Annotated in this window: 30 protein-coding genes and 1 riboswitch; of the genes, 16 read left to right on the top strand and 14 right to left on the bottom strand. The window is 68.6% G+C overall.

Features of this window, described 5'->3' with window-relative positions:
* Positions 1–114 precede the first annotated feature (114 nt).
* From AC3IS2_RS11870 to AC3IS2_RS11850, 5 genes are all read right to left on the bottom strand, one after another.
* Positions 115–396, bottom strand: a complete 282-nt coding sequence (locus tag AC3IS2_RS11870; RefSeq protein ID WP_489197988.1) for a hypothetical protein — start codon at positions 394–396, stop codon at positions 115–117.
* A 186-nt stretch (positions 397–582) separates the two neighbouring features.
* Positions 583–885, bottom strand: a complete 303-nt coding sequence (locus tag AC3IS2_RS11865; RefSeq protein ID WP_489197987.1) for a hypothetical protein — start codon at positions 883–885, stop codon at positions 583–585.
* A gap of 92 nt (positions 886–977) precedes the next feature.
* A complete protein-coding gene (locus tag AC3IS2_RS11860; protein WP_489197986.1) occupies positions 978–1,250 on the bottom strand; it encodes a hypothetical protein in 273 nt (90 codons plus the stop codon).
* 91 nt (positions 1,251–1,341) lie between these two features.
* A complete protein-coding gene (motA, locus tag AC3IS2_RS11855; protein WP_489197985.1) occupies positions 1,342–2,211 on the bottom strand; it encodes a flagellar motor stator protein MotA in 870 nt (289 codons plus the stop codon).
* 98 nt (positions 2,212–2,309) lie between these two features.
* The gene (locus AC3IS2_RS11850) at positions 2,310–4,109 is read right to left on the bottom strand and encodes a long-chain-acyl-CoA synthetase (protein ID WP_489197984.1); all 1,800 of its coding nucleotides are present in this window, start codon (positions 4,107–4,109) and stop codon (positions 2,310–2,312) included.
* A gap of 381 nt (positions 4,110–4,490) precedes the next feature.
* On the opposite strand from AC3IS2_RS11850, the gene AC3IS2_RS11845 reads away from it, so the two are divergent.
* The 3 genes from AC3IS2_RS11845 to AC3IS2_RS11835 all read left to right on the top strand — a co-directional run bounded on the left by AC3IS2_RS11845 (position 4,491) and on the right by AC3IS2_RS11835 (position 7,313).
* Positions 4,491–5,426, top strand: a complete 936-nt coding sequence (locus AC3IS2_RS11845) for an ABC transporter ATP-binding protein (protein ID WP_489197983.1) — start codon at positions 4,491–4,493, stop codon at positions 5,424–5,426.
* Positions 5,426–6,193, top strand: a complete 768-nt coding sequence (locus tag AC3IS2_RS11840) for an ABC transporter permease (RefSeq protein WP_489200148.1) — start codon at positions 5,426–5,428, stop codon at positions 6,191–6,193. The genes AC3IS2_RS11845 and AC3IS2_RS11840 overlap by 1 nt, the downstream gene beginning before the upstream one ends.
* Before the next feature lie 97 nt (positions 6,194–6,290).
* Positions 6,291–7,313 (top strand): hypothetical protein, encoded by a 1,023-nt coding sequence (locus tag AC3IS2_RS11835; RefSeq protein ID WP_489197982.1) that lies wholly within the window; start codon positions 6,291–6,293, stop codon positions 7,311–7,313.
* Positions 7,314–7,323: 10 nt separating this feature from the next.
* Here the strand turns inward: AC3IS2_RS11835 and AC3IS2_RS11830 are convergent, their stop codons facing one another.
* From AC3IS2_RS11830 to AC3IS2_RS11820, 3 genes are all read right to left on the bottom strand, one after another.
* The gene (locus AC3IS2_RS11830) at positions 7,324–7,794 is read right to left on the bottom strand and encodes a hypothetical protein (protein WP_489197981.1); all 471 of its coding nucleotides are present in this window, start codon (positions 7,792–7,794) and stop codon (positions 7,324–7,326) included.
* A gap of 114 nt (positions 7,795–7,908) precedes the next feature.
* The gene (locus tag AC3IS2_RS11825; protein ID WP_489197980.1) at positions 7,909–8,286 is read right to left on the bottom strand and encodes a hypothetical protein; all 378 of its coding nucleotides are present in this window, start codon (positions 8,284–8,286) and stop codon (positions 7,909–7,911) included.
* 47 nt (positions 8,287–8,333) lie between these two features.
* Entirely contained in the window at positions 8,334–9,116 is a 783-nt protein-coding gene (locus AC3IS2_RS11820) for a ribonuclease T2 family protein (RefSeq protein WP_489197979.1), read from the bottom strand.
* Between the two features lie 124 nt (positions 9,117–9,240).
* On the opposite strand from AC3IS2_RS11820, the gene AC3IS2_RS11815 reads away from it, so the two are divergent.
* Positions 9,241–9,522 carry a hypothetical protein gene (locus AC3IS2_RS11815; protein ID WP_489197978.1) on the top strand — a complete coding sequence of 94 codons (282 nt, stop codon included), beginning with the start codon at positions 9,241–9,243 and terminating at the stop codon, positions 9,520–9,522.
* A gap of 16 nt (positions 9,523–9,538) precedes the next feature.
* Here AC3IS2_RS11815 and AC3IS2_RS11810 read toward each other — a convergent pair whose 3' ends face one another.
* A complete protein-coding gene (locus AC3IS2_RS11810) occupies positions 9,539–10,891 on the bottom strand; it encodes a Gfo/Idh/MocA family protein (protein WP_489197977.1) in 1,353 nt (450 codons plus the stop codon).
* Positions 10,892–11,018: 127 nt separating this feature from the next.
* Here AC3IS2_RS11810 and AC3IS2_RS11805 point away from each other — a divergent pair, with 127 nt between their 5' ends.
* Positions 11,019–11,693 (top strand): DsbA family oxidoreductase, encoded by a 675-nt coding sequence (locus AC3IS2_RS11805; protein WP_489197976.1) that lies wholly within the window; start codon positions 11,019–11,021, stop codon positions 11,691–11,693.
* A gap of 205 nt (positions 11,694–11,898) precedes the next feature.
* Here the strand turns inward: AC3IS2_RS11805 and AC3IS2_RS11800 are convergent, their stop codons facing one another.
* Complete coding sequence (locus AC3IS2_RS11800; protein ID WP_489197975.1) at positions 11,899–12,273, bottom strand: hypothetical protein; 375 nt, start codon at positions 12,271–12,273, stop codon at positions 11,899–11,901.
* A gap of 225 nt (positions 12,274–12,498) precedes the next feature.
* Between AC3IS2_RS11800 and AC3IS2_RS11795 the strand changes: the two genes are divergently transcribed.
* Entirely contained in the window at positions 12,499–13,242 is a 744-nt protein-coding gene (locus AC3IS2_RS11795; RefSeq protein WP_489197974.1) for a hypothetical protein, read from the top strand.
* Between the two features lie 14 nt (positions 13,243–13,256).
* Here the strand turns inward: AC3IS2_RS11795 and AC3IS2_RS11790 are convergent, their stop codons facing one another.
* Both AC3IS2_RS11790 and thiC read right to left on the bottom strand, forming a co-directional pair.
* On the bottom strand, positions 13,257–13,412 hold the full coding sequence (locus AC3IS2_RS11790; protein ID WP_489197973.1) for a hypothetical protein: 156 nt from the start codon (positions 13,410–13,412) through the stop codon (positions 13,257–13,259).
* 97 nt (positions 13,413–13,509) lie between these two features.
* Entirely contained in the window at positions 13,510–15,429 is a 1,920-nt protein-coding gene (gene thiC, locus AC3IS2_RS11785; RefSeq protein ID WP_489197972.1) for a phosphomethylpyrimidine synthase ThiC, read from the bottom strand.
* A 68-nt stretch (positions 15,430–15,497) separates the two neighbouring features.
* Positions 15,498–15,606, bottom strand: a riboswitch (TPP riboswitch).
* A 56-nt stretch (positions 15,607–15,662) separates the two neighbouring features.
* On the opposite strand from thiC, the gene AC3IS2_RS11780 reads away from it, so the two are divergent.
* The 4 genes from AC3IS2_RS11780 to AC3IS2_RS11765 all read left to right on the top strand — a co-directional run bounded on the left by AC3IS2_RS11780 (position 15,663) and on the right by AC3IS2_RS11765 (position 19,009).
* Positions 15,663–16,115 carry a GNAT family N-acetyltransferase gene (locus AC3IS2_RS11780; RefSeq protein ID WP_489197971.1) on the top strand — a complete coding sequence of 151 codons (453 nt, stop codon included), beginning with the start codon at positions 15,663–15,665 and terminating at the stop codon, positions 16,113–16,115.
* A gap of 240 nt (positions 16,116–16,355) precedes the next feature.
* The gene (gene cuyB, locus AC3IS2_RS11775; RefSeq protein ID WP_489197970.1) at positions 16,356–17,027 is read left to right on the top strand and encodes a cysteate racemase; all 672 of its coding nucleotides are present in this window, start codon (positions 16,356–16,358) and stop codon (positions 17,025–17,027) included.
* A gap of 207 nt (positions 17,028–17,234) precedes the next feature.
* Positions 17,235–18,170: a nucleoside hydrolase gene (locus tag AC3IS2_RS11770; protein WP_489197969.1), complete on the top strand. Its 936-nt coding sequence runs from the start codon at positions 17,235–17,237 to the stop codon at positions 18,168–18,170.
* Positions 18,167–19,009, top strand: coding sequence for a ribokinase (locus AC3IS2_RS11765; protein WP_489197968.1), 843 nt, complete (start codon positions 18,167–18,169; stop codon positions 19,007–19,009). The genes AC3IS2_RS11770 and AC3IS2_RS11765 overlap by 4 nt, the downstream gene beginning before the upstream one ends.
* 195 nt (positions 19,010–19,204) lie before the next feature.
* Here the strand turns inward: AC3IS2_RS11765 and AC3IS2_RS11760 are convergent, their stop codons facing one another.
* A complete protein-coding gene (locus AC3IS2_RS11760; protein ID WP_489197967.1) occupies positions 19,205–19,411 on the bottom strand; it encodes a hypothetical protein in 207 nt (68 codons plus the stop codon).
* 126 nt (positions 19,412–19,537) lie between these two features.
* On the opposite strand from AC3IS2_RS11760, the gene AC3IS2_RS11755 reads away from it, so the two are divergent.
* Positions 19,538–20,311 carry a YebC/PmpR family DNA-binding transcriptional regulator gene (locus AC3IS2_RS11755; RefSeq protein ID WP_489197966.1) on the top strand — a complete coding sequence of 258 codons (774 nt, stop codon included), beginning with the start codon at positions 19,538–19,540 and terminating at the stop codon, positions 20,309–20,311.
* Between the two features lie 3 nt (positions 20,312–20,314).
* On the opposite strand, the gene AC3IS2_RS11750 is transcribed toward AC3IS2_RS11755, so the two are convergent.
* Positions 20,315–20,977, bottom strand: a complete 663-nt coding sequence (locus tag AC3IS2_RS11750) for a hypothetical protein (protein WP_489197965.1) — start codon at positions 20,975–20,977, stop codon at positions 20,315–20,317.
* An 80-nt stretch (positions 20,978–21,057) separates the two neighbouring features.
* Here AC3IS2_RS11750 and AC3IS2_RS11745 point away from each other — a divergent pair, with 80 nt between their 5' ends.
* The 5 genes from AC3IS2_RS11745 to ruvB all read left to right on the top strand — a co-directional run bounded on the left by AC3IS2_RS11745 (position 21,058) and on the right by ruvB (position 25,086).
* Positions 21,058–21,792: an MgtC/SapB family protein gene (locus AC3IS2_RS11745; RefSeq protein WP_489197964.1), complete on the top strand. Its 735-nt coding sequence runs from the start codon at positions 21,058–21,060 to the stop codon at positions 21,790–21,792.
* A 78-nt stretch (positions 21,793–21,870) separates the two neighbouring features.
* Positions 21,871–22,569 (top strand): MgtC/SapB family protein, encoded by a 699-nt coding sequence (locus AC3IS2_RS11740; RefSeq protein WP_489197963.1) that lies wholly within the window; start codon positions 21,871–21,873, stop codon positions 22,567–22,569.
* Between the two features lie 204 nt (positions 22,570–22,773).
* Positions 22,774–23,292 carry a crossover junction endodeoxyribonuclease RuvC gene (ruvC, locus tag AC3IS2_RS11735; protein WP_489197962.1) on the top strand — a complete coding sequence of 173 codons (519 nt, stop codon included), beginning with the start codon at positions 22,774–22,776 and terminating at the stop codon, positions 23,290–23,292.
* The gene (gene ruvA / locus AC3IS2_RS11730; protein ID WP_489197961.1) at positions 23,289–23,909 is read left to right on the top strand and encodes a Holliday junction branch migration protein RuvA; all 621 of its coding nucleotides are present in this window, start codon (positions 23,289–23,291) and stop codon (positions 23,907–23,909) included. The genes ruvC and ruvA overlap by 4 nt, the downstream gene beginning before the upstream one ends.
* A 148-nt stretch (positions 23,910–24,057) precedes the next feature.
* Positions 24,058–25,086, top strand: a complete 1,029-nt coding sequence (gene ruvB, locus AC3IS2_RS11725; protein WP_489197960.1) for a Holliday junction branch migration DNA helicase RuvB — start codon at positions 24,058–24,060, stop codon at positions 25,084–25,086.
* Positions 25,087–25,125 lie beyond the last annotated feature (39 nt).

Below are 25,125 nucleotides of genomic sequence, written 5' to 3'. Positions count from 1 at the left end.
GCCGGGCTTTAGCCGCCCATCATGCGGCTGGATAGCGGGCACGAAAAAAGGGGCCGCCCGAAGGCGACCCCTTTCCGCATCGCGAACCGAAGTCCGCGATCCAAGACGTAAGTCTTAGTGAGCGGCGGCCGGAGCGGCAGCAGCCGGAGCAGCGGCGGCCGGAGCAGCAGCGGCGTCGGCAGCAGCGGCCGGAGCAGCGGCGGCAGCGTCGGTGGCGGCGCCAGCAGCGGCAGCAGCGTCGGTGGCGGCGGCGTCGGCGGTGGCGGCGGCGTCCGTGGCGGTGGCGGCGGCTTCCGTGGCGTCGGCAGCGGCGTCTTCAGCCTTGTCGGCGGCGGGTTGGCAAGCAGCCAGAGCCAGAGCGGCGGCCGAAGCGGCGATCAGAGCGGTGATGCGCATAGTTTTTATCCTTCAGAAGGGAAACGCGAGATCATGAATCCTCGCTGAGGGGAGATAACGGGATCGTGAGTGAAACCGCAAGCGAAATTCTCACGGGTTCGTGAAGTCGCGTTATTCCCATGAAGAAAAGGCCGCTCCGACGTCCAGTCGGAGCGGCCTTTTACCGGCTTTTGGGGGTCGGATTTTTTAGTAGGGGGCTTTTTCCGGAGCCTTCTCCGGAGCGGCCGGGGCGGGCGCCGGGGTCATGGCGGCGCCGGCGGCGTCGGCGGCTTTTTCGGCTGCGGTCCCGGCCGAGGCGGCGGCGTCGGTGGCGGCCCCTGCAGCGGCCGTAGCCGCGTCAGCGGCGGTCGCGGCGGCGTCCGTGGCCGTGGCGGCGGCGGAATCCGCAACAGCGGCGGCTTCTTCGGTCTTCTCAGCCGGCTGCTGGCAGGCGGCCAGCGACAGGGCGCTGAGCCCAGCGGCGACGATCATCAGGCGACGGATGGTCATGTGACTATAGCCCCTTTGATTTCTGTATCCGGCGGGAGGATCCCGCCGGCGCAAGGCGTAACGCGAGATTGCTGGGTTCGACAAGTCCGATGTCAGGCCGGAGGAATCGGCGCCTTCGTCGGATTCATCGGATCGGTCGGCGGCTTGTCCTCGGGCGGGGTCGGCGGCGTCTGGGCGGGCGGCGCGGCCGATTCGCCGGGCGGCGGAGCGGCGCTGTCCGGCGACGAAGGCGTCATGGCCTCGCCGGGCGGGGCGGCGGACTCGACCGGGGACGGCGGTGCAGGCGCAGGGGGCGGCGTGTCGTTGCAGGCCGCCAGGGCCAGCAGGGCGCCGAGGCCGACGAGATAGGGCGGAAGGGCTTTCATGCGGAACTCCACGGGCGAGGCGATGCGATGCACGCGATCGTGACCTGTGGAGAACCGCCGTGAGCGAACTGTGTTCCCGTCGGCGGGGCGATCAGGCGTCCGTCGGCGCCGCGGCCAGGGCTTCTTCCATTTCCGCAAAGGAGGGCTGGGCCGTCGAGGGGATGTCGCCGCGACCGATCTCGACCGAGATCTGGGCCGCGTTACCGTGCAGGTGGGCGACGAGGACCGACCGGATGATTTTGTAGTATGCGGCTTCCTCGTCGATGATGGCCTTCAGCCGCGCGGCGAAGGGACCGACCAGGCCATAGGCCAGGAAGACGCCGAGGAAGGTGCCGACCAGGGCGCCGCCGATCATGCCGCCCAGGACTTCCGGCGGCTCGGTGATCGAACCCATGGTCTTCACGATGCCCAGAACGGCGGCGACGATGCCGAGCGCGGGCAGGCCGTCGGCCAGGTTCTGCAGGGCGTGGGCGGCTTCGAGATGCTCGTGGTGATGCTTCTCGAGCTGCTTTTCCATGGCGTCCTCGATCTGGTGCGGATCCTCGAGGTTCATGGTCATCATCCGCAGGGTGTCGCAGATGAAGTCGACGGCGAAGTGGTCCTTCAGCACCTTGGGGTACTTCTGGAAGATGGTGCTCTCGGCCGGCTTTTCGATGTGGCTTTCCAGGGCGATGACGCCCTTCGACTTCATCGTCTTGGTTAGTTGGAACAGCAGGGACAGCAGGTCCTTGTAGTCCTGCTTCTTCCATTTCGGCCCGGCGAAGGTCTTGCCGAAACCGGCCAGCGACGACTTGATCACCGGCAGGCTGTTCGAGATCAGGAAGGCGGCGACGCCCGCGCCGCCGATGGCCATGAACTCGTGCGGCAGGGCGTGCATGATGACGCCGAACTTGCCGCCCGCCAGGACGTAGCTGCCGAACACCATGGCGAACAGCAGGACAATGCCGATAATCTGGAACATGGGGCGGTCGGACGTCCTGCGGGAGAAAACTCAGGACGCCCGTTATCGGCGTTAATGCTTAAGGGCGGGTTTCGTCGATCCCGGTTTGGGACGGAAACTCAGAGGCGGGTGGTCCCGTCGAGGATCGCCTCATAGGCCTTGGCGGTCAGCTTCTGGTAGGCGCCCTTGGCCCCCCGCACATAGACGGCGCCCTCGACCTTCTCCAGATCGAAGCCGTCGGCGACCAGATCCACCTTGCGGTATTTGAAGGTGCCGGTGGTCTCGGCCGACTTCATCAGGCGCAGGAAGACCGGGCGCGCATAGGGCGGCAGTTGCTCGTCGGCGTAGGCGGCGAAGGCGGCGGGGTCGAACTTGCCCTCCAGCACCAGCCCGGCCATGCCGGCCTTGCCTTCCTGACCGGGGACGGCGACGCCGTAGGCGATGACTTCCTGAACGCCCGGGGCGTCATGCAGCCGCTGCTCGACCTCGGCGGTCGAGACGTTCTCGCCCTTCCAGCGATAGGTGTCGCCCAGCCGGTCCATGAAGTAGAAATAGCCCTCGCGATCCTGACGCATCAGGTCGCCGGTGCGGAACCAGCGATCGCCCTTCTTGAAGACGTCGGTGAGGATCTTCTTTTCCGAGGCCTTCTTGTCGGCATAGCCCGAGAAGTCGTGGCGGATGTCCGAGGCGATCTGGCCGATGGCCTCGCCGGTTTCGCCCACCGAGACCAGTTGGCAGGTTCCGTCCGCGCGGCGCAGCGGCTCGCCCGTTTCCGGGTCGAGGGCGATCAGGCGGATGTTGATCTGCGACTTCAGATAGCTGGGCACGCGGCCGATGGCGCCCGCTTTGCCGTCGAAGTTGAACAGGGAGACGTTGCCCTCGGTGGAGCCGTAGAACTCCATGATGTCCTTGATGCCGAAGCGCTGCTGGAACTCGCTCCAGACGTCGGGGCGCAGGCCGTTGCCGAAGGCCAGGCGCAGCTTGTGCGCGCGCTCGTCCTCGTTGGGCGGGCAGTTGACCAGGTAGCGGCACAGCTCGCCGATATAGACGAACATGGTGGCGCCCGTGGCCTTCACGTCCGGCCAGAAATGGGTCGAGGAGAATTTGCGGCGAACGATCATCCGCCCGCCGTTCAGCAGGATCGAACCGACGCCGACCAGGCCGCCGGTCGAGTGATACAGCGGCAGGCAGTTGTAGAGAGCGTCCTGGGGCGTCGAGGCCGTGGCCCCGGCGAAGGCGCGCATATAGGTGCGAGCGCGCGAATGGGGGATGCGCGCCGCCTTGGGCAGGCCGGTGGTGCCCGAGGTGAAGATGAACAGGGCCGTGTCGCGGTTGGTCAGGCCCTGGCGCAGGCTCTTGTCGGGCCGCACCGAGGAGGCGCTGCGCACGGCGTTGTCGATGTCGCGGCGGTCGTTGGTCTCGTCCTCGTCGGCCAGGCCGTGGACCCAGACCATCAGATTGCGGTCGACGAAGGGGCGGGCCTCCTCCACCGCGCGCCAGCTGTCCTGGTCGGTGACGATGTTGAAGGCGTTGGAGATGGTCAGGCAGTGGGCTAGCGCTGCGCCCGTCAGATTGGTGTTGATCAGGGCCGTGGCCACCCCGACCTTGGAGAAGCCGAACCAGGCGGCCACATATTCCGCCCGGTTGTGCATCACCAGGGCGATGACGTCGCTGCGCTTCAGGTTCCGGCCCTTGGCCCAGTTGGCGTAGCGGTTCGCCAGGGCTTCGAACTCGCGGTAGGTGAGGCTGCGTTGTTCGTCCTGGATGGCGATGTTGCCCCCGAACTTGTCGACCGCCTCCTCGAGGTCGTCACAGAGCAGGACGTCGCTGTCGAGGGTGATGGGCTTGATGCGTTTCAGCAGGCGGTACAGCCCGCCCGCGAACTTCATATCGCGCCGGATGTTCGCTGCCAGACCCATCGCCGCTTCCGCCCTCGTTAGATTGTGTTCCTATGGTGATGAACGGGCGACGGCGACGGGTCAACCGGAAGACCGCGTTGAAACGCCGTCAGACCGAGATTATCGCGCAAACTTGCGCATCTGACTGTTACGCAAGGTCAATCTCGGGCGAAAGGTCGGCTTGAGCCTTACAGTAGTCGGCGGCGGAAAGTTCCCGTTACGTCAATCGGTCGGGCGCGCGATGACCGTGGTTGAACATGGGGCCCGGTCGTCGTGACTTTGCTCAGGGGGCGGATTGCATGGCGCGCGGCGCGGGCGTCACGCGCCAGACGACGTCGCCCATGACGGGCCTTGAGCGCGTCCCGGCGCCTTCCTATCTGCCAAGCCTTGCCGGGAGGGGCCATGACATCCGTCATCACTATCGAAGGTCTGACCAAGACCTACAAGTCTGGGCTTCAGGCGCTGAAGCGCGTCGATCTGGAGATCGAGAAGGGTGAGATTTTCGCCCTGCTGGGGCCGAACGGGGCGGGCAAGACGACGATGATCTCCATCGTCTGCGGCATCGTCACCCCCTCGACCGGGACGGTGACGGCGGACGGCCATGACATCCAGAAGGACTATCGCGCCGCCCGCACCAAGATCGGCCTGGTGCCGCAGGAGCTGACGACCGACGCCTTCGAGACGGTTCTGGCCACCGTCACCTTCAGCCGGGGCCTGTTCGGCAAGGCGCCGAACCCGGCCCATATCGAGCGCGTCCTTCGCGACCTCAGCCTGTGGGACAAGAAGGACGCCAAGATCATGACCCTGTCCGGCGGGATGAAGCGCCGCGTCATGATCGCCAAGGCCCTGAGCCACGAGCCCGACATCCTGTTCCTGGACGAGCCGACGGCGGGCGTGGACGTGGAGCTGCGCCGCGACATGTGGACCCTGGTGCGTCGCTTGCGCGATCAGGGCGTCACCATCATCCTGACCACCCACTATATCGAGGAGGCCGAGGAGATGGCCGACCGGGTGGGGGTCATCCTCAAGGGCGAACTGATCCTGGTCGAGAAGACCGCCGACCTGATGAAGAAGCTGGGCAAGAAGACCCTGACCCTGAATCTGCAGGAGCCGATGGCTGTGATTCCGGCCGAACTGGCCGAATGGGACCTGAGCCTGAAGAACGAAGGCGGCGAACTGGAATACGCCTTTGACGCCCACGCCGAGAAGACCGGAGTGCCGTCCCTGCTGCGCCGCCTGTCGGACATGGGCATCGCCTTCAAGGATCTGAACACCCGCCAGAGCTCGCTGGAAGACATCTTCGTCAGCCTGGTCCACCGCAACGGAGAGGCCGCGTGATGACGTTCAACGGACATGGCGTCTGGGCCATCTATCGTTTCGAGATGGCGCGGGCGCTGCGCACCCTGTGGCAGTCGATCGTCACGCCGGTGATCACCACGGCCCTCTATTTCGTCGTCTTCGGCGGCGCCATCGGCAGCCGGATGAGCGAGGTCGGCGGCGTGCCCTATGGCGCCTTCATCGTGCCGGGGCTGATCATGCTCAGCCTGTTCACCCAGTCGATCTTCAACGCCAGCTTCGGCATCTATTTCCCGAAATTCACCGGCACCATCTATGAGATCCTGTCGGCGCCCGTGTCGCCGCTGGAGATCGTCATCGCCTATGTCGGGGCGGCGGCGACCAAGTCGGCGGTGCTGGGGCTGATCATCCTGGCGACGGCGGCCCTGTTCGTGCCGTTGCAGATCCTGCACCCCTTCTGGATGCTGGCCTTCCTGATCCTGATCTCGACCACCTTCAGCCTGTTCGGCTTCATCATCGGCGTCTGGGCGCAGAATTTCGAACAGCTGCAGGTGATCCCCATGCTGATCGTCACGCCCCTGACCTTCCTGGGCGGGGCCTTCTATTCGATCGACATGCTGCCCGACGGCTGGCGGACCGTGACGCTGTTCAACCCGGTCGTCTATCTGATCTCGGGCTTCCGCTGGGCCTTCTACGGCGTGGGGGACGTCAGCGTCGGCATCAGCCTGACGGCGACGCTGGGCTTCTTCTTCGCCTGTCTGGCGGTGGTGGGCTGGATCTTCAGGACCGGCTATCGGCTGAAGAACTAGGTCGGATCCCGCGCGTCACGAAACCGCCGAACTCGCTCCGCAGTTTGGGGGTCTGCCGATCCTTTCGTGATGCGCGCCGCCCGGCGCCGGAGACCGAATGTCCGACGCCGACGACCAGTCCGTACCCTTCGCCCGCCGTCAGGTGCAGTGGGGCCGCCCGCCCCAGACCACGTTCCGCGCGGGACCGTTGCCGCGCGGCTCGGGCCTGATGCCGCCGGCAGCGCCGGCTCCCAAGGCTGAGGCCCCGAAAGCTGCGCCCCGTCCAGCCGTCCCTTCGCCCGCAGCGCCGCGCCCGGCCTCGGGCGGGGTTTTCAGCGGCTCGCTGGTGCCGCAACGCCGCACACCGCAGCCGGCCGCCGCGCCGACCCTGATCACCGCCCCGATGCCGACGCTGGCGCCCGCGCCGCAGCCTGCGCGCGCCGCCGCGCCCCTGGCCCCGGCCGCGCCGGTCGACACCACGCCCCGGCCCTTGCCGCAGGCCGCGGCGGCCCCGATCGCGGCGCGCGCCCCGGCGCCCGCGCCCAAGCCGGTCGCGCCGCAGCCGCAATCGGCCCCTGCGCCCCGCCCCGCAGCCGCCGCTGCGTCCAAGGTGGAAACGCCCCTGGCTCCGGCTACGTCGCGCGCCACGACCCGCAAGGGCGCCAGCCGCACGCCCCTCTATGTCGCCGCCGCTGCTGTGGTGGTGATCGGCGCCCCGCTGGCGACCTGGCTGGTCGCCCGATCGAACAGCGAACCGGCCTCGCCCTCGGCGACTGTTGCGCCCGCTGCTGCGGCTAGGCTGGAAGCCTCGCCGCCCCTGGCCGCTCCCGTGAACGCCGCGCCGGTTGAAGCCGCCGCCGTCGCCCCCGCTGCGCCCGCCGCGCGTCCCGGGCCTCGCCCGGCCCGCGCCGCGCCGGTTCGGTCCGCCGCATCCGCGGAAACGCTGGTCGCGAACACGGCGCCGCCGTCCGCCGCCACGCCGCCGCCAGCCGTTGCGCCGCCTGCAGCGCCGCCGCCTGTCGTGGTGATCGCCCCCGCGCCCCAGCCGGTCCAGCCCGCCGGCCCGCCGCCGACCGCCGCGCGCCCAACCCAGACGGACCCCGACGCCCCGGTCGTCACCAAGCCCCAGCCGCTGGACTAGATCAGCAGAACTAGGGTTTGGGCGGCGGCGTCTGCTCGGCCAAGGGCGGCACTAGGGTCGCCTTGCGTATGGCGTCGGTGAGCAGGTCGCGGTCGAGGGCGCTCTGGCGGAACGGTTGATCCGAGGACCCAAAGAACTGCGTGCCGTAGATCTGCGGTCGGCCCGTCGCCAGCAGGTAGCGATCCAGGCTGGCGGCGGCCAGCCTGGCGCCGCGCGCCTCGCCCTGGCTCAGGGCGGCGGTCGCCAGGGCGTGGGCCAGCAGATAGTCGTCCGGGTGATCGCCGTGCTGGAGGATGACGCCCGCCCGCAGGTAGTCGGTCCCGGAGCGAACCTCGTCCCGGTCCAGCATGGCGCGGACCTGGTCCCGGCGCTCGGCGTCGGCCATGCTTGCCATCATGCCTTCCTTCAGATCAGGGACGCCGTCCTTGCGCGCCCTTTGGTCGGCGTTGAACAGGGCTGTGAGCGCCCGATTGTCGGCCACGGGCGCAGGCGCGCCGTCAGGTCGATCCGAGGGACCGCAAGCCGCGAGCAGAAGCAGGGCTGCGAATAAAGGGAGCAGTAGTTTCATGCCCCTGGATAAGGGGAACGGCAACGCTTAGCGCAAGGTCAGGTATCCGCGTTCGACCATGCGGCGCAGGGCTTCATAGACCTCGGCCAGTTCCTCGTAGGCGGCGCGGGCGGCGGTCAGGCGGGCGGTCTGGTCGGGGGTGACGGCCGAGCCGGATTCCGACAGACGCAGGGCCTCGGCGGCCCAGCGGGCGCGGGCGTTGGCGGTCAGGACGGCCAGCTTCTGGAACGTGCCGACATCGACCCGTGACAGAGCCTGGCCGATGACCTCGCGGTTCGAGATGAAGGCGGCGTAGTCGATCTGCTCCAGCAGGCCGCGCAGGCGGCGCTGCTCCTGCGGGTCCTGGTCGTTCGGCTCGAAATGGTCGCGCTGGCGGCGATAGCTCTGGGTCAGCACGGTCGACATCGGCGGCGCTCCACAAGGACTGCGGAGCCGAGGCTGCGCCGCTTCGGTTAACGGGGCGTTTGCACGTCTGCCGAGACGCCAGTGGGCGCCAGCTTCAACCGCTCGCGGTCGGGCGCGCCCAGGCCGCGCGGGCAGGGCATGGGGCGGTAATCCTTGGAGTAGCAGAGCCGCGCCTCGCGGAACCAGCCGTCGGTGGTGGCGATGAAGACGCCGTCGCGCGGCAGGCCGGGGTTGGCGGCGACGAAGGCGTCGCGGATGGCGCCGGCGGTCAGGCGGGCCTCGGGGATGGCCTCCAGATCGGGCTTGTTCAGCCCGTTCCACATGCGCGCGGCCCGTTCGAAATAGGCTTCGGGGCTGTCCCAGCCGCAGGTCCCGTGGGCGGCCCATTCATGCTGCTGCAGGGAGGGCGAGGGGATCATGCAGAAGTGCTTCTTCACCGTCGCGACCGGGATGGCCGGGCCGGGGGCGGCGCAGTAGCGCGGGTGGCGGTCAGCGGCGCCGTTGGGCCACAGGCCGTGCAGGGTCAGGCCGAACTGGTTCTGGGCGCACTGATAGCGCTCGTCCGGGTAGTCCTTGCCCGAGCGGCAGGCCTGGGGCGACCAACTGACGGCCAGCATGTTGAAGGCGACCGGCACGTCGGGCGCCGCCTCGTCCGCCGGCACGCGATAGGGGCGGGCGGGCGTCAGGTCGGCGGGGACGGCGCAGGTCGCGCCCTCGGCGGCGGCTGCGACGACGGGCGGCGACAGGCGCGGCTCGCACGCGGCCGCCAGCAGGGCGGCGCCCAGAACAGCGCCCCAAACGGCTGACGGGGACAGCGAGATCGGCCGCATGGCGGGCTCCGGTCGGACGGGCGAGGAAAATCGACGCCTAAACGCTTCGCGCCATGGGGTCGAGACGGAACCCGGCGCCCGGTTCGCTCATTGACAAAGCGTGAGCATAACTGGGGACCCCGCCATGCCCGAACAAACCGCCTTCGAGGCCGCCCTGGAAGAGGCGATCGCCATGCTGGAGCAGGGCGAAGGCATGGACCAGGCGCGCTTCGACGCCCTGCTGGCCGAGTTGGAGGCTCGCCGCCCCGCCCTGGAGGCCGTGCCCGAGGACGACCCCCGCGCCGAGAAGGCCCGCGAACTGCAGGCCCGCGCCGACGCGCTGGAGCGCCGCGCCGCCATCGGTCACGGTCAGATGGACGAGGTCAACAGCCTGCTGTCGCCCCTGATGGGCCGCAAGGGGGGCTGAGGCCCTCGCCAGCCTTCTAGTAGCGCCCGTCGAAGCCGAAGGCGGGCTTGCGCTCGCTCCACTTGCCGCGGGTGAAGTCGGGGAAGTCCAGGGTGCGGTTGCCCTCCGCGATGGACTGTTCCGACAGGGGGGTGATCGCGCTCCAGCTGACGCCGTCATAGATGTCCAGCGGCATCGGCGCCTTGGCCTTCAGCGCCTCGACGAAGGCGTGGATGACGAAGAAGTCCATGCCGCCGTGGCCGGTCCCGGCGGCGAGGGCCTCATGGGTCTTCCACAGCGGGTGATCGTACTGGTCGAACCAGGCCTCTTGCGCGTCCCACTGGTGGGCCGGGCTGCGGCCCTCGATGTGGACCGACTTGTTCAGATCCATCCAGAGGCCGCCTGTGCCCTGAACCCGGAAGCCCAGCGAATAGGGGCGCGGCAGGCTGGTGTCGTGCTGCAGCAGGATGGTCTCGCCGTTGGCGCAGGTGATCGAGGTGGTGACGACGTCGCCCAGCTTGAACTTGACCGCCGCATTGGGGTGATCGGCCCCGCCGGTCTTGACCACGTAGTCGTGCAGGCCGCGCGCCTTGGACGAATGGCTGGTCAGATTGACCATCCGGTTGCCCCGGTTCAGGTCGATGTAGTTGGCGATCGGGCCGATGCCGTGGGTCGGGTAAAGCTCGCCGTTGCGGTTGACCGAATGCCAGGTGCGCCAGCGCGCCTCGGACCAGGCTTTCGGCCCGAACTCGACGCCGCCGCCATAGGGCTTCTGCGGGTCGCCGCTGTTGAACTTCACCGCGCGCAGGTCGTGCTGATAGCCGCCCTGCAGGTGGACCAGTTCGCCGAACAGGCCGGCCCGCACCATGTTCAGCGCCGCCAGGACGTCGCGGCGATAGCAGACGTTCTCCAGCACCATATAGGGGGTGCCGGTGCGCTCGTGCGTCTCGATCAGGTCCCAGTGGTCCTGCAGCGTCACCCCGGCGATGACCTCGCAGGCGACGGGGATTTTCGCCTCCATGGCGGCGATGGCCATGGGCGCGTGCCATTCCCAGGGCGTGGCGATGACCACGGCGTCGAGGCCGGGGTGGGCCAGCAGGTCCAGATAGGCCCGGTCCGGCGCCCCCTCATAGGCGCGCGGCGCGGGACGGCCGGCGGCGGCGATCATGCCCTTGGCGCGGGCGATCATCAGGGGCTCGATGTCGCAGATGGCGACGATATCGACGTCGTCGCGCTTGAGCAGGATGGGCATCAGGCTCTGCGCCCGCAGGCCGACGCCGATGACCCCGATCTGCAGCCGGTCGGTGCTGTTGCGCGTCCGGGCCAGGGCGGGCGTGGCCAGGGTCGCGGCGGCGGCGGAAGAGGCGGCGATGAAGGCGCGGCGATCCATGAGGGCTCCGTGAAACTGGGTGGATTCCGCCATACGTCATGACATTGGCCGCGTCATCAAAAGAGGGGCTGGCGGTGGCGATCAGCAACACCATATGGTGCGGATAACAAACCCCAGGAACCGCCTCATGACCGACGCCGCGCCCGCTCCGAAAACCCTGAAGATCGACTTCGTCTCCGACGTGGTCTGCCCCTGGTGCGCCGTGGGGCTGGGCGGGCTGACGACCGCGCTGGAGACGCTGAAGGGCGAGGGGATCGGCGCTGACATCGCCTTCCAGCCGTTCGAGCTGAACCCGCAGATCGCGCCGGAAGGCGAGAACATCGTCGAGCACATCGGCCGCAAATACGGTTCCACCCCCGAACAGTCGGCCCAGAACCGCGAGATGATCCGCGCCTGCGCCGCCGAGGTCGGCTTCGACATGCGCATGGGGCCGGAGAGCCGCATCTGGAACACCTTCGACGCCCACCGCCTGCTGCATTGGGCCCACGAGACGGCGCCGGAGAAGCAGGAGGCGCTGAAGCGCGCCCTGTTTACCGCCCACTTCACCGACAACCGCAACATCACCGACGCCCGCGTCCTGACCGAGGCCGCCGAGGCGGCGGGGCTGGACCGGGCCGAGGCGGCCGAGGTCCTGGCCTCTGGCCGCTACGCCGTCGAGGTGCGCGGCGCCGAGGACCTGTGGCGCGCGCGGGGCATCACCTCGGTCCCCGCCGTGGTGGTCGAGGGCAAGTACCTGATCAGCGGCGGCCAGCCGGCGGCGGCCTTTGAAGAGGCGCTGCGCAAGATCGCGGCGGAGGTTTAGGGACTCTTAGATCCTCCCCCGCATCGCGGGGGAGGGGGACCGCGTAGCGGTGGAGGGGGCGGATACGGCCCGACCCTCTGTCGAGAGGACGCGGGTCGGGGCTTGGAATTCGAGACGCGGCGCCTGAACTCGCCCCCTCCACCATGCTGCGCATGGTCCCCCTCCCCCGCTGCGCAGGGGAGGATCCGGTTAGGGCGGGTCTGCCTCACCCAGAAAAGCAGAGTCCAATTCGTCTGAATCGTCCGAAATCCAGCTTCAGGTCGTAGCGGGCGCAGACGGCCTCGGCCGCGTCTCCGGCCAGATAGTCGCGCCGCGCCGCCGCCCAGGTCCGCTCCGAGCGGACGCGATAGCCTGTGTCGCCGGTGGGGTCGCCCAAGCCGTCGCCCATGACGCCATTGGGGGCCTCTGGTTCGGCGGCGTCGCCGACAGGCGGCCCGTCCGCCTCGGCGGCTTCGGCCGTCGAGGGCCGGACATGGTCCGGGATGTAGCTGATGTCGCCGAGCTCATCCTGCTCCCACCGCCCTGATGCGATGATCCGGGGCTCGGCCTCGTGCCAGCATGCCTCCCGCGCGTCGTCCATCTCGCCTCCTCCTGCCTGCGGGAAGGAGGTTGGAGGACGGGTGCGTCAGGATCGGACGGGGGTGCTGCCCTCCCCATTTTCATGGGGAGGGCAGCACGGTTAGCTTCGAGTGCGCTTGGCTTCGGACTTGGGCTTAGCGCGAAAATTACTCATTTGGGGCGCTGCAGATTGGGAAAAATCGGACCATCAATAAAGGGGCAGTGCGTATTCTGCGGGCAAGGCTCCATGAGCCGAGAGCATTTGTGGCCCGCTTGGGCGAAGAACATTCTGCCGCATTTGTCAGATCGTTGGCAGGTCGTTGCATACACCGGGGGTTATCGAGAAACCTACCATCCCGAGATTAAGATGGAGCGCCAAGGGTCGATCGTTGGAGCCACTCGCCGCGTCGTGTGCAAAGGCTGCAACAACGGTTGGATGAGCGCTCTAGAGGAAGACGTTCGGCCTGTCCTGACGCCGATGATGCGCGGGGAGAAGGTCGTTATTTCCCCTGCGGTCGCCAATACTCTGACGAGCTGGTTGACGCTAAAACTGATGGTCCTGGACCGTGGTCAAGTGTTCACCGAGTCGGAGCGGCGGGCGTTCTGGATCGACCGCAACCAGATTCCAGAAACGCTTACGCTGTCGTTGTTCCATTGTGGCGAAGGGTCTTGGGCCACCTCGCTGAAAGAATTTGCGATTGGCCTTACGCGGGTGGGAGCTGGCCCGCCGCCAAGCGCCAACGTGAAATTGCTAGCGTGGGGAATCGGAGAGTTGTTCGTGGTCGGGGTGTACCGTCGCGATATCATGTTCCCGCTATGGGTCCCAGATACGTCGGCTGTGATTGAGCTGTGGCCAATGCTGACCGCCCTCACATGGCCTCCAACGTACCGCCTTACGGCTACTGAGGCTGATTCAGTTTCTAGGAATTTGGAAGGGCTCGCATATCGACCTGGGGTCGGATACGGGGGAAGAATTGATGGCAACGGATGAACGCATTCGCCCCGTTACTGAGCGGTAGGTTGAGCAAAAGGAAGCCTAGCCGATTTTACTTTCGGCGCGATGAACTTGCCCGACCGTTCCTCGCGCGTGCCGGTCTTGGCGATGACGGTGGCGGCCTTCATCGCCTTGGCGATGGTGTCGGGGTCAATGCGGGACTTCATGGTCAGCGCTCCGCGTAAGGATCGGACGCGAGGCTAGCCTGAAGCCGCCTCGCGTCCATAGTCCTGATCCCGGCTTGGGCCGGGGTGAGTGGGGCGGTTAGACCTTCACCTCAATCGCCGCGCCGCCGGCCCTGAACCTGGCGCTCATTTCCGCCATGCCGGCTTCGGCTTCCTGAGCGGCCAGGCTGGCGCCGGCGTCGTTCTGGGCGAGGGCGTCCCTGCGGATGTCCTGGCTGATCTTCATGCTGCAGAACTTGGGGCCGCACATGGAGCAGAAGTGGGCGGTCTTGTGCGCCTCCTTCGGCAGGGTGGCGTCGTGGTATTTGCGGGCGGTTTCGGGGTCGAGGCCGAGGTTGAACTGGTCCTCCCAGCGGAACTCGAAGCGGGCGCGTGACAGGGCGTCGTCGTGCATCCGGGCGGCGGGGTGGCCCTTGGCCAGGTCGGCGGCGTGGGCGGCGATCTTGTAGGTGATGACGCCGTCCTTGACGTCCTGACGGTCGGGCAGGCCCAGGTGCTCTTTCGGCGTGACGTAGCAGAGCATGGCCGTTCCGAACCAGCCGATCATGGCCGCGCCAATGGCGCTGGTGATGTGGTCGTAGCCGGGGGCGATGTCGGTGGTCAGCGGGCCAAGCGTATAGAAGGGCGCCTCGTGGCAGTGCTTGAGCTGCTCATCCATGTTGGCCTTGATCTTGTGCATCGGCACGTGGCCGGGGCCTTCGATCATGACCTGACAGCCCTTGGCCCAGGCGATCTTGGTCAGTTCGCCGAGGGTGCGCAGCTCGGCGAACTGGGCCTCGTCATTGGCGTCGGCGATGGAGCCGGGGCGCAGGCCGTCGCCGAGGCTGAACGAGACGTCGTAGGCCCGCATGATGTCGCAGATGTCCTCGAAGTGCTCGTAGAGGAAGCTCTCCTTGTGGTGGGCCAGGCACCACTTGGCCATGATGGAGCCGCCGCGCGAGACGATGCCCGTCACGCGCTTGGCCGTCATCGGCACGAAGGGCAGGCGCACGCCCGCGTGGATGGTGAAGTAGTCCACGCCCTGTTCCGCCTGTTCGATCAGGGTGTCGCGGAACACCTCCCAGGTCAGGTCCTCGGCGATGCCGTTCACCTTCTCCAGCGCCTGATAGATGGGCACCGTGCCGATGGGGACCGACGAGTTGCGGATGATCCAGTCGCGGATGTTGTGGATGTTGCGGCCGGTCGACAGGTCCATGACGTTGTCGGCGCCCCAGCGGGTGGCCCAGACCAGCTTGTCGACCTCGTCGTCGACGCTGGAGAGGACGGCCGAGTTGCCGATGTTGGCGTTGATCTTCACCAGGAAGTTGCGGCCGATGATCATCGGCTCGACTTCGGGGTGGTTGATGTTGTGCGGGATGATGGCGCGGCCGCGGGCGATTTCCTGACGCACGAACTCCGGCGTGACGAAGTCGGGGATGGAGGCGCCGAAGTCTTCGCCGTCGCGGATGCAAGGCGCGTTCTGCTCGCGGCGCAGGTTCTCGCGGATGGCGACGTATTCCATCTCGGGCGTGATGATGCCGGCTTTAGCGTACTCGTACTGCGTCACCGGGCGGCCCTCGACGCCCTTGAAGACCTGATGGTTGGAGACGTCGAAGCGGGGGGCCAGGTGCTTGCCGCTGGCGTGGCCGTTGTCTTCGGGTTTGACCTCGCGCGGATTGGCCACGGGGGCGATGTCGCCGCGGTCCAGCTGCCAGCTGGATTTGACGCGGGGCAGGCCCTTCTTGATGTCGATGGTCACGGTGGGGTCGGTGTAGGGGCCGGAGCTGTCATACATCGTCACCGGCGGCTCGTTGGCCGAGGGGTGGACGGCGACCTCGCGGAAGGGGACGCGGATGTCGGGGAAGAGTTCGCCCGCCACATAGACCTTCACGCCGCCGGCGCGGGGGCCGGTGGGGATGCGGCCGGTCTCGGCCTCGACGGCCTTGCGGGCTTCGGCCAGCGGCAGTTCGATATTGGGTTCTGCGGGCGTTTCGGCGGTCGGGGTGACGGCGATGTTCATGGCGGCCTCTGTGCTTCAAGAGGTCCGCCGACGTCGGGCGAGGCGGTCCCATGGCGTAAAGCCGCCAGCGACCAAAGCGTTTCCCATCCCTTCGCCGGCATGACCCGGATCAGGTTCGACGGGTCAGGCGGTTACGCCAATCTCAGCCGCTCGAATGCGACCCCCCGGAGAACGGCGCGAACCTAGTCGGTTCCGCGTGGGGGTCAAGCGCGACGGGCGTGGTAGGAGGGGGGATGACCCAATCGCGAACCTATCGGGCCGAGGACATGGCCGGCTGTCTGGCCCTGTTCGACAGCAATACGCCGCGCTTCTTTGACGCGAGCGAGCGCGACAGCTTTGTCGGCTTTCTGGAGGATCAGGCCCTGCGCTGGCCCTATCAGGTGATCGAGATGGACGGACGCATCGTCGGCTGCGGCGGCCATGCGGTGGAGCCGGACGGGATCAGCGTCGCCCTGTGCTGGGGCATGGTGGACAACGGGCTGCACGGGCAGGGGCTGGGGCGGGTGCTGACCGAGGCGCGGCTGGCGGCGGCGCGGGCGACGCCGGGGATCAGACGGGTGATCCTGAACACCAGCCAGCATACGCAGGGCTTCTACGCCCGCTTCGGCTTTGAGGCCGAGACGGTCACGCCCGACGGCTATGCGCCCGGCATCGACCGCTGGGACATGGTGCTGCGACTGGATTGAAGGAGAAGGGGGCGGCCCGACTTCTCAGTCGGGGGGGGCGTTAAGGCCGGGCCGCCACAGACGACATCGGGGTTGGGGGGCGTCCGATGTGTCCGATCAGATAACTGCGGACCTGAAACTTGGTTCCGCGAGAATTCGACCGTTAGCCATGATTGTTGAACGAGGGTTGGCGAACCGGCGTTTTCGCCCGACGGAGCCGAGGTGAAAGATGAATTTTCGAGATAGTCACAGGCGGGCGACGTGAAGACTTTGGGTGTTCTGGGCGGCATGGGGCCGGCGGCGACGGTGGCTTTTCTGGCGCGGGTGCAGGCCCTGACTCCGGCGACGGGGGACGAGGGCCACGTGCGGGTCGTCATGGATATGAACCCGCAGGTGCCGAACCGGCATAGCCAGCCCGAGGCGGCGGGGCGGACGCTGGGCGAGATGGCCGTGCGGCTGAGGGAGGCGGGGGCCGAAGTGCTGGCCATGCCGTGCAACACCGCCCACGCCCACGCCGGGGCGATCCGCGCGGCGGGGCTGCCGTTCATCGACATGGTGGTTGAGACCGCGCGGGCGGCGAAGGCCGCCCAAAAGGATAAAGGCGCGCGGCGCATCGGGGTGCTGGCCACGCCGGGGGGCGAGGCGCTTTATGCGGACGCTCTGGCCGCCGAGGGCGTCGAGATGGTGCGGCTGTCCGACGCCGACCGGGCGCGGTTCATGGCGGTGGTGTTCGGGGTCAAGGGCGGCGACGTCGGGCCGGAGCAGCGCGCGGCCATGCGCGATCTGGCGGCGGCCCTGGTGTCGGCGGGGGCGCAAGGGCTCATCGGCGGCTGCACCGAGGTGCCGTTGCTGCTGGAGGCGGCGGACGTGGCGGTTCCATTGACGGATTCGGCGGAGGTGCTGGCGAAGGTGTGCGTGGCGAGGTGTCTCTAAGGTCGCCTCATTTCGCTCATCCCGGCGAAGGCCGGGATCCAGATCATATGGCGCGTAGTCTGCTGATCGGGCGCGATTGAGCCTTCTGCGGCCAGCCGAGAGTTTTGCATCTGGATCCCGGCCTTCGCCGGGATGAGCGCGTTCAGGGCAGGCTTATGGGATGACGCCGCGGTTGCCTCTCGCGTCGTCACGCGGCACACCGATCCAGTGAAACAGTCCCTCATCATTGATTGCGACCCCGGCGTGGACGACGCCACGGGGTTGCTGACCGCCTTCGCCTCCTCCGCGTTCGACCTGCTGGCCGTGACCACGGTCGGGGGCAATGTCAGCGCCGAGAAGACGGCGCGCAACGCCCGCATCCTGCGCCAGATCGCCGGGCGCGAGGACGTGCCGGTCTTCGTCGGGGCGGAACGACCCCTGAGGCGCGAACCGGCGGGGGCGGGGGAGTTCCACGGGGCCGAGGGGCTGGGCGATCTGGAACCGTTCGAGCCGGCGGCGCCGGCGGGCGAGGGCACGTCGGCGGAGGCCATCGTGCGGCTGGTGATGGAACGCCCTGCGGGCAGCGTGGCCCTGGCCGTCATGGGGCCGATGACCAATCTGGCCCTGGCCATGCGGGCCGAGCCGAGGCTGGCGGCGCATCTGGGGCCGGTGGTCGTCATGGGCGGGGCGCGCAGCGAGGGCGGCAACATCACCGCCAGCGCCGAGTTCAACATCTGGGCCGACCCGGACGCGGCGGCCGAGGTGTTTGCGTCGGGCTGCCGGATGATCGTCATGGGGCTGGACGCCACCCATCAGGTGCGGGCGACGGAAGGTAGGATCGCGGCCATAGAGGCGGTGGACACGGCCTCGGCGCGGGCGGCGGCGGCCATGCTGCGCTTCTCGCAGCGGACCGAGCGGGCGATCGTCGGCTGGGACGCGGGGCCGCTGCATGATCCCTGCACCGTGGCCTGGCTGCTGAAGCCGGAGCTGTTCGAGCTGGCGCCCTGCCGGATCGAGGTGGAGACTGCAAGCGAGCTGACGCGCGGGCACACGGCGGTGGAGTTCCGCGTCGAGGCGGCGACGGCGAACCATTTCTGGGCGACAAAGGCGGATGCGGACGGGGTCTTCGCCCTGATCACTGAGCGACTGGGAGCAGGGGCATGAGGATCACCGTCGTCGGGTCGATCAATCTGGACATGACAGCCTCCGCGCCGCACCTGCCGGCGCCGGGCGAGACGGTGACGGGGGCGACCCTGGCGCGTCATCCGGGCGGCAAGGGCGCCAATCAGGCCCTGGCGGCGCGGCGGCTGGGGGCCGAGGTCAGCCTGATCGGTCGGGTCGGCGAGGACGAGATGGCGGGGGCGGCCGTGGCCCTGATGCTGGCGCACGGGGTGGACCTGTCGGGGGTCGAGACGGATGTCGCGGCGCCGACCGGCGTGGCCCTGATCGCCGTCGATCCCTCGGGCGAGAACCAGATCGTGGTGGCGGCCGGGGCCAATCATCTGGTCACGCCGGAACAGCTGCCGTCGCGGATCGAGACGCCGCTGATCGCCCAGCTGGAGCTGCCGATCGAAACGGTCGAGGCGGCGGTGGGGCGGGCGACGGACTTTGTCTGCGTCAACCTGGCGCCCGCTGCGCCCGTGTCGGAGGCCCTGCTGCGCCGCGCCGACCTGATCGTGGTCAACGAGACGGAGGCGGCTTTCTATGGCGAGGCCCTGCACGTCGGCGGCGGTCGGGTGGTGATCACCAAGGGGGCGCGCGGCGCGGCCATGTATCAGCGCGGGGTGGAGATGGCCTGGGCCGTGCCGCCGCGCGTTCACGCCGTCGACGCGACGGGGGCGGGCGACGCCTTTGTCGGGGCCATCGTCGTGGCCCTGCTGGACGGGATGACGCCGGACGCGGCCCTGCACTTCGCCTGTGCGGCGGGGGCGCTGGCCGCGACCCGGCCGGGCGCGCAGCCGTCGCTGGGCACGCGGGAAGAGGTCGAGGCCTTGCTGGCCTAACCCGATCCTCCCCTGCGAAGCGGGGGAGGGGGACCATCCGAAGGATGGTGGAGGGGGCGAGGGCGGGCGCGGCGGTTAGAAGGTCGGGCGCTGGTCGAGGTGAGCGGTTTCAGAGGGCGTGGATGTTTCCGCCCCCTCCACCGCCTGTGGCGGTCCCGCTCCCCCGTGAACGGGGGAGGATTGTCGTAGGCGGCCCTAGCGCTCGTCGTACTGGCGCAGCAGGAACAGGGTTCCGACGGCGGTCAGGGCGCCCAGGGCGAAGGCGGCGACCAGGGAGCCGGTGGCGGCGGCGGTGGAGACGGTGACAGGGCGTCTGGCGTACCATTCGACGATCTCGCCCGCGTGGGCGTGGTCGAGGCCCTCGTCATAGGCGTCGTCCAGATAGGTGTCGTCGGCGGCCATCTGCGTCTCCTAATTACAGGCCTGCGCTAAATCCCCGGCGCAGTCGGGCGGTTCCCTGTCGTGACAGAGGATCGCACATCCAGTAAAGGGCGCGCCTCACGTTTCAGAAATCTGGCAGCGAGATTCATGGCCGGCCACTCGAAATTCAAGAACATCATGCACCGCAAGGGGCGCGCCGATGCGCAGCGCTCCAAGCTGTTCTCCAAACTGTCGCGCGACATCACCGTGGCCGCCAAGAACGGCATGCCCGACCCGGCGCTGAACCCGCGCCTGCGTCTGGCGGTCAACAACGCCAAGGCCGAAAGCCTGCCCAAGGACGTGATCCAGCGCGCCATCAACAAGGCCGCCGGCGGCGACGTCGATACGATGGAAGAAGTCCGCTACGAGGGCCGCGGCCCCGGCGGCGTCGGCATCATCGTCGAGGCCCTGACCGACAACCGCAACCGGGCCGCCTCCAACATCGGCGCCGCGTTCAAGAAGAACGGCGGCGCGCTGAGCGAGATGAACTCGGTCGCCTTCATGTGGGATAAGGTCGGCCAGATCATCTACAAGGCCGAGGCTGGCACCGAGGACGCCGTCATGGAAGCCGCCATCGAGGCCGGCGCCCAGGACGTCGAGAGCGACCTGGTCAAGCCGGACATCTATGAGGACGCGCCGGGCCACACCATCTGGACCGCCTTCGAGGATCTGAACGACGTGGCCGAGGCCATGTCCAAGGTGCTGGGCGACCCCAAGTCGACCGCCATCGTGTGGAAGCCGCAGTCGGAAGTGCCGGTCACCGGCGACGCCGTCGGCACCCTGTTCAAGCTGCTGGACGCGCTGGACGCCGAAGACGACGTGTCGTCGGTCTATTCCAACGAAGACATCTCGGACGAAGACGCAGCCAAGTACGCAGGCTGATCCCTAGGCGGGGCAAGCCTCCATCCAATCCTGACCCGGCTCGGCGGCCCTGAGGTCGTCGAGCGCGGGGATGTTGCGTTCGGCGTCGGCGCTGACCGTGATGTGGGACATGGCCGAGGCCGTCGGCGCATCACGGCGATAGACGGTCAGGGCGAAGGGAACATGGCCGGGCGCCTCGACGCGCCAGACGCTGTTCGTTTCGCCCACGCCCAGGGCGTAGCAGCCGATCGGATCGACGGCCGCGCCGCGCACCCGCAGCGCCTCGACCGGATCAAAAGGCACGGGCTCGCCGGTCGCCGACCAGTTGAAAATGATCCGGGTCGTGGGCGTGCGCGTCGTCTCGACGTTCAAATCCGCCAGGCGGCCCTCCGAGGCCGAGCGCCAGCGCACCGTCGACGCCCGCGCCCGCACGTCGGCGGGATCCAGCGCCGACGGGGTTCCCGCCGCGAACAGCGACAAAAGCGCATCGACCATCTGATTGGCGCGGGTGATCTTGGGCCATTGCTCGGCGCAGGCGCCCTCGGCGTAGCTCGCCATATTGGCGGTCCGGGCCAGGGTCAGGGTGCAGCGCTCCATGAACTGCTCGCGCGTTTCCTGGGCGGCGGCGGGCGTCGTCATGAGGCAGGGCAAGCAGGCGAGGGACGCAACGAAGAGGGCGGCGCGCATGGCGGCTTCCTTTCGGCTATCGCAGATAGGCTAGGATGCGCCTCATGCAGCGCGCGGGCAAGCGGAGCCGCCCCGTTCGTATGGAACGGGGCAGGGCGGCCGACCGTTGCCGTGGGATGAACCTGTCCGAGATCGAAACCTTCGCCTTGCCGATCCTCGGCGCCGTCGTCGCGGGCGGGGTGATCGGGGTCGAGCGCGAGTGGCGCGGGCAGGCGGCCGGTTTTCGCACCCATATCCTGGTCAGCCTGACCTCGGCTCTGTTGATGCTGGCGGCCATGTCCCAGGCCGACTGGGGGTTCCGCGGCCTGCCGGGCGAGACCGTCGTCACCGACCCGACGCGGATGGCCCACGGGGTGCTGACCGGCATCGGCTTCCTGTGCGCGGGGGTGATCTTCCGCACCGGCTTTTCGATCCACGGGCTGACGACGGCGGCGTCGTTGTGGATCACGGCGGCCATCGGCCTGCTGTTCGGGGCGGGGCTGTTCGTCCTGGGCGCCGTGGCCACGGTCATGACGGCCCTGATCCTGCTGGCCCTGCGGCTGGTCAGCGTGCGGCTGCCGGCGCGGACGTTGACGGATGTCGAGGTGCGCTGGCGCCGCGACGGCCCCTCGCCCGAGGCGGAGGTCGAGGCGGCGCTGAAGGCGGTCGACCCCGCGCCGCGCCACGACCGGTTTGAACTGATCGACGGCGGGGCGGTGATTCGCCGCAGCTGGCGGATCAAGGTCGGCGGCGAGGTCGAGTTGAAGGCGCTGGCGGCGCGGCTGTGCGCCCTGCCGGAGGTGACGGACTACGTCCTCGATCCCCGCGACGACTGAGCATCACGACCTCTTGCCGCCGCTCGCGGCGCGGTCCACGGTGAGCGGTCCTGCGCAGCTTGAGGGGCGGACATGGCGATGGCCTGGACATTGGAGTGGGCCTTGATCGCGCCGGTGGCGGCGGCGATGACGGCGGGCGGTCTGATCGGGATCGAGCGGACCTATCACGGGCATCCGGCCGGGTTCCGCACCCATATCCTGGTCTGCATGACCTCATGCGTGCTGATGCTGGCGGCCATGCATCAGGCGACCTGGTCCTTTGTCGCCCTGCCGGATCAGAGGCTGGTGATCGACCCGACAAGGATGTCGCACGGCATCCTGACCGGCATCGGCTTCCTGTGCGCGGGGGTGATCTTCCGCGAGGGCTTTTCAGTGCATGGTCTGACCACGGCGGCGTCGCTGTGGACCACCTCGGCGGTGGGAATGATGTTCGGCGTGGGGATGTGGGACCTGGCCCTGATCGCCGGAGGCGCGACCCTGCTGGTGCTGGCCATCCTGAGGTTCCTCGACGCCCGCCTGCCGCACGTCGGGGTGATGGACCTCACCCTGCGCTGGAACCGCGAGGCGGTTCCGGGTGAGGCGACCCTGCGCGGCCTGCTGGGCGACAGCGGGCTGAAGGCCGTGCGCATCGGCCATGTGGTCAGCCACGACGGCCTGATCCACGAACACCATATCAAGGCGCGCGGGCCGATGCCGCTGAACGTCGCCGGCCTGTCGGCGCGGCTGGGCGAGCAGACGGGGCTGGCCGGGTTTTCGGTCATGCCCAGAGACGACTGACGCGACGACTGACGCGACGACTGAGCGTCTTCCTCCCCATGAAATGGGGAGGTGGATCGGCGGCGAAGCCGGCGAGACGGAGGGGCGTTCAGCGGGGCGGCCCCTCCACCACTCCGTGGTCCCCCCCCCACGAGTGGGGAGGAGAGGCCGAAGATCGAGGCCGGTCATTGTTCGTCAACCTGGTTTGGGGCATGACTGGAACGAATGACGAACGTATCGACTCGAATCCTGGGGCTGGACCCCGGTTTGCGCCGCACCGGCTGGGGCGTGATCGAAAGCGAGGGCAGCCGCCTGCGCTGGATCGCGCACGGGGTGGTGGCTCCGCCGGAGAAGGCGCCTTTCCCCGAGCGGCTGCTGCATCTGCTGGAGCAGGTGGGCGAGATCTGCGCGGCCTATGCCTGTGACGAGGCGGCGATCGAGGAGGTCTTCGTCAACATGAACGGGGCCTCGACCCTGAAGCTGGGTCATGCGCGGGCGGCGGTCATGCTGGCCCCTGCAAGAGCGGGGTTGAGCGTGGCGGAATACGCCCCCAGCCTGGTCAAGAAGGCGGTGGTCGGGGCGGGCCAGGCGGACAAGAGCCAGGTGGCCTTCATGATCAAACGTCTGCTGCCCTCGGCGGGTGACGTGAAGGCGGATGCGGCGGATGCGCTGGCCGTGGCCATCACCCATGCGCACCATCGGCGGAGTTTGAGTCTGGGCGCGAGCCTGAGGGGCGCGGCATGATCGGTCGTCTGAGGGGCGTGCTGGCCGAGGTCGGGGAGGCGGAGTGCCTGATCGACTGCGGCGGGGTGGGCTATGTCGCCGCCTGCGGGGCGCGGACGCTGGGGCGTCTGCCGGCGCCGGGCGACGAGACGACCCTCTATATTCACAGCCAGTGGAGCGAGGACGCGGGGCCGCGCCTCTATGGCTTTCTGACGCGAGACGAGCGGCGGGCCTTCACCGTGCTGCTGGCCATTCAGGGCGTGGGGCCGAAGGCGGCGCTGAGCGTGCTGGACGTGCTGCCGCCGGGCGAACTGGCGTCGGCCGTGGCGCGCGAGGACAAGGCGGCGGTCGGCCGCGCCAACGGGGTGGGGCCGAAGCTGGCTCTGCGCATCGTCACCGAACTGAAGGGCAAGGCGCTGGGGGATGCGCACTTTGCGCCCAGCGCGCCGGGCGTCCACGCCGAGGTCGCCGCCCCGCCGCCGCCCAGCGTGACGGGCGAGGCGGTCGCGGCCCTGTTGGGCCTGGGCATAGCCGAGATCAATGCGCGCCGGGCCGTGGATCAGGCGCTGATCCGGCTGGGTGACGAGGCGGAGCTGCCGGCGGTGATCCGTGCGGCGCTGCAGGAGCTGGGACGGTGATTTCTCACATCCGCTCATCCCCGCGGAGGCGGGGACCCCGTGCTTTGGCTTTCGGAGCCGCCGCCCGCTATGAGGGCGGCATGATCGGAACCGTGCGTCGTGTCGCTCAAACCTGGGTCCCCGCCTCCGCGGGGATGAGCGGTGAAGCATGACTGACCGTCTGGTGACCGGCGACGCCGCCCCCGGCGAGCAGCACGACCGCGCGCTGCGGCCGCAGACGCTGGGCGAGTTCGTCGGCCAGTCGGCGGCCAAGGGCAATCTGAAGGTCTTCATCGACGCGGCGAGGGGGCGATCGGAGGCGCTGGATCACGTCCTGCTGTTCGGGCCGCCGGGGCTGGGCAAGACGACGCTGGCGCAGATCGTGGCGCGCGAACTGGGCGTGGGCTTTCGGGCGACGTCTGGCCCGATCCTGGCCAAGGCGGGCGATCTGGCGGCGATCCTGACCAATCTGGAGCCGCGCGACGTCCTGTTCATCGACGAGATCCACCGCATGTCCCCGCTGGTGGAGGAGATCCTCTATCCGGCGATGGAGGATCATGTGCTGGACCTGATCATCGGCGAGGGGCCGTCGGCGCGCAGCGTGCGCATCGACCTGGCGCCCTTCACCCTGGTCGGGGCGACGACGCGGGCGGGCTTGCTGGCCACGCCGCTGCGGGACCGGTTCGGCATTCCGTTGCGGCTGGAATTCTATAGCCCCGAGGAACTGACGGCGGTGATCCGCGGCGCGGCGCGCAAGATGGGCGCGGCCATCACCGAGGACGGGGCGATGGAGATCGCGCGTCGGGCGCGGGGCACGCCGCGTATCGCCGGGCGTCTGCTGCGCCGGGTGCGCGACTTCGCCGACGCCGAGGGAACCCCCATCGACCGGCTGGCGGCGGCGCGGGCGCTGGCGCGGCTGGAGGTGGACGAGGCGGGGCTGGACAGTCTGGACCGACGCTTCCTCAAGGCCCTGATCGAGAACTATGGCGGCGGACCGGTGGGCATGGACACGCTGGCCGCCGCGATCGCCGAGGCGCGCGACGCGGTCGAGGACGTGATCGAGCCCTATCTGCTGCAACAGGGCTTCATCATGCGCACGCCGCGCGGGCGGGTGGCCTGTGCGCGGGCCTATGAGCATTTGGGGCTGGAGGCGCCGAAGGTTCAGGCCGCGCCGCCGGCGGATTTGTTCGGGAAGTAGCTTTGATCCTCCCCTGCGCAGCGGGGGAGGGGGATCATG

It is taken from the genome of Brevundimonas sp. KH_025, from assembly GCF_057839885.1.
Note: the sequence above shows the minus strand (reverse complement) of the source record. Positions and strands in the feature narration are given on the sequence as shown.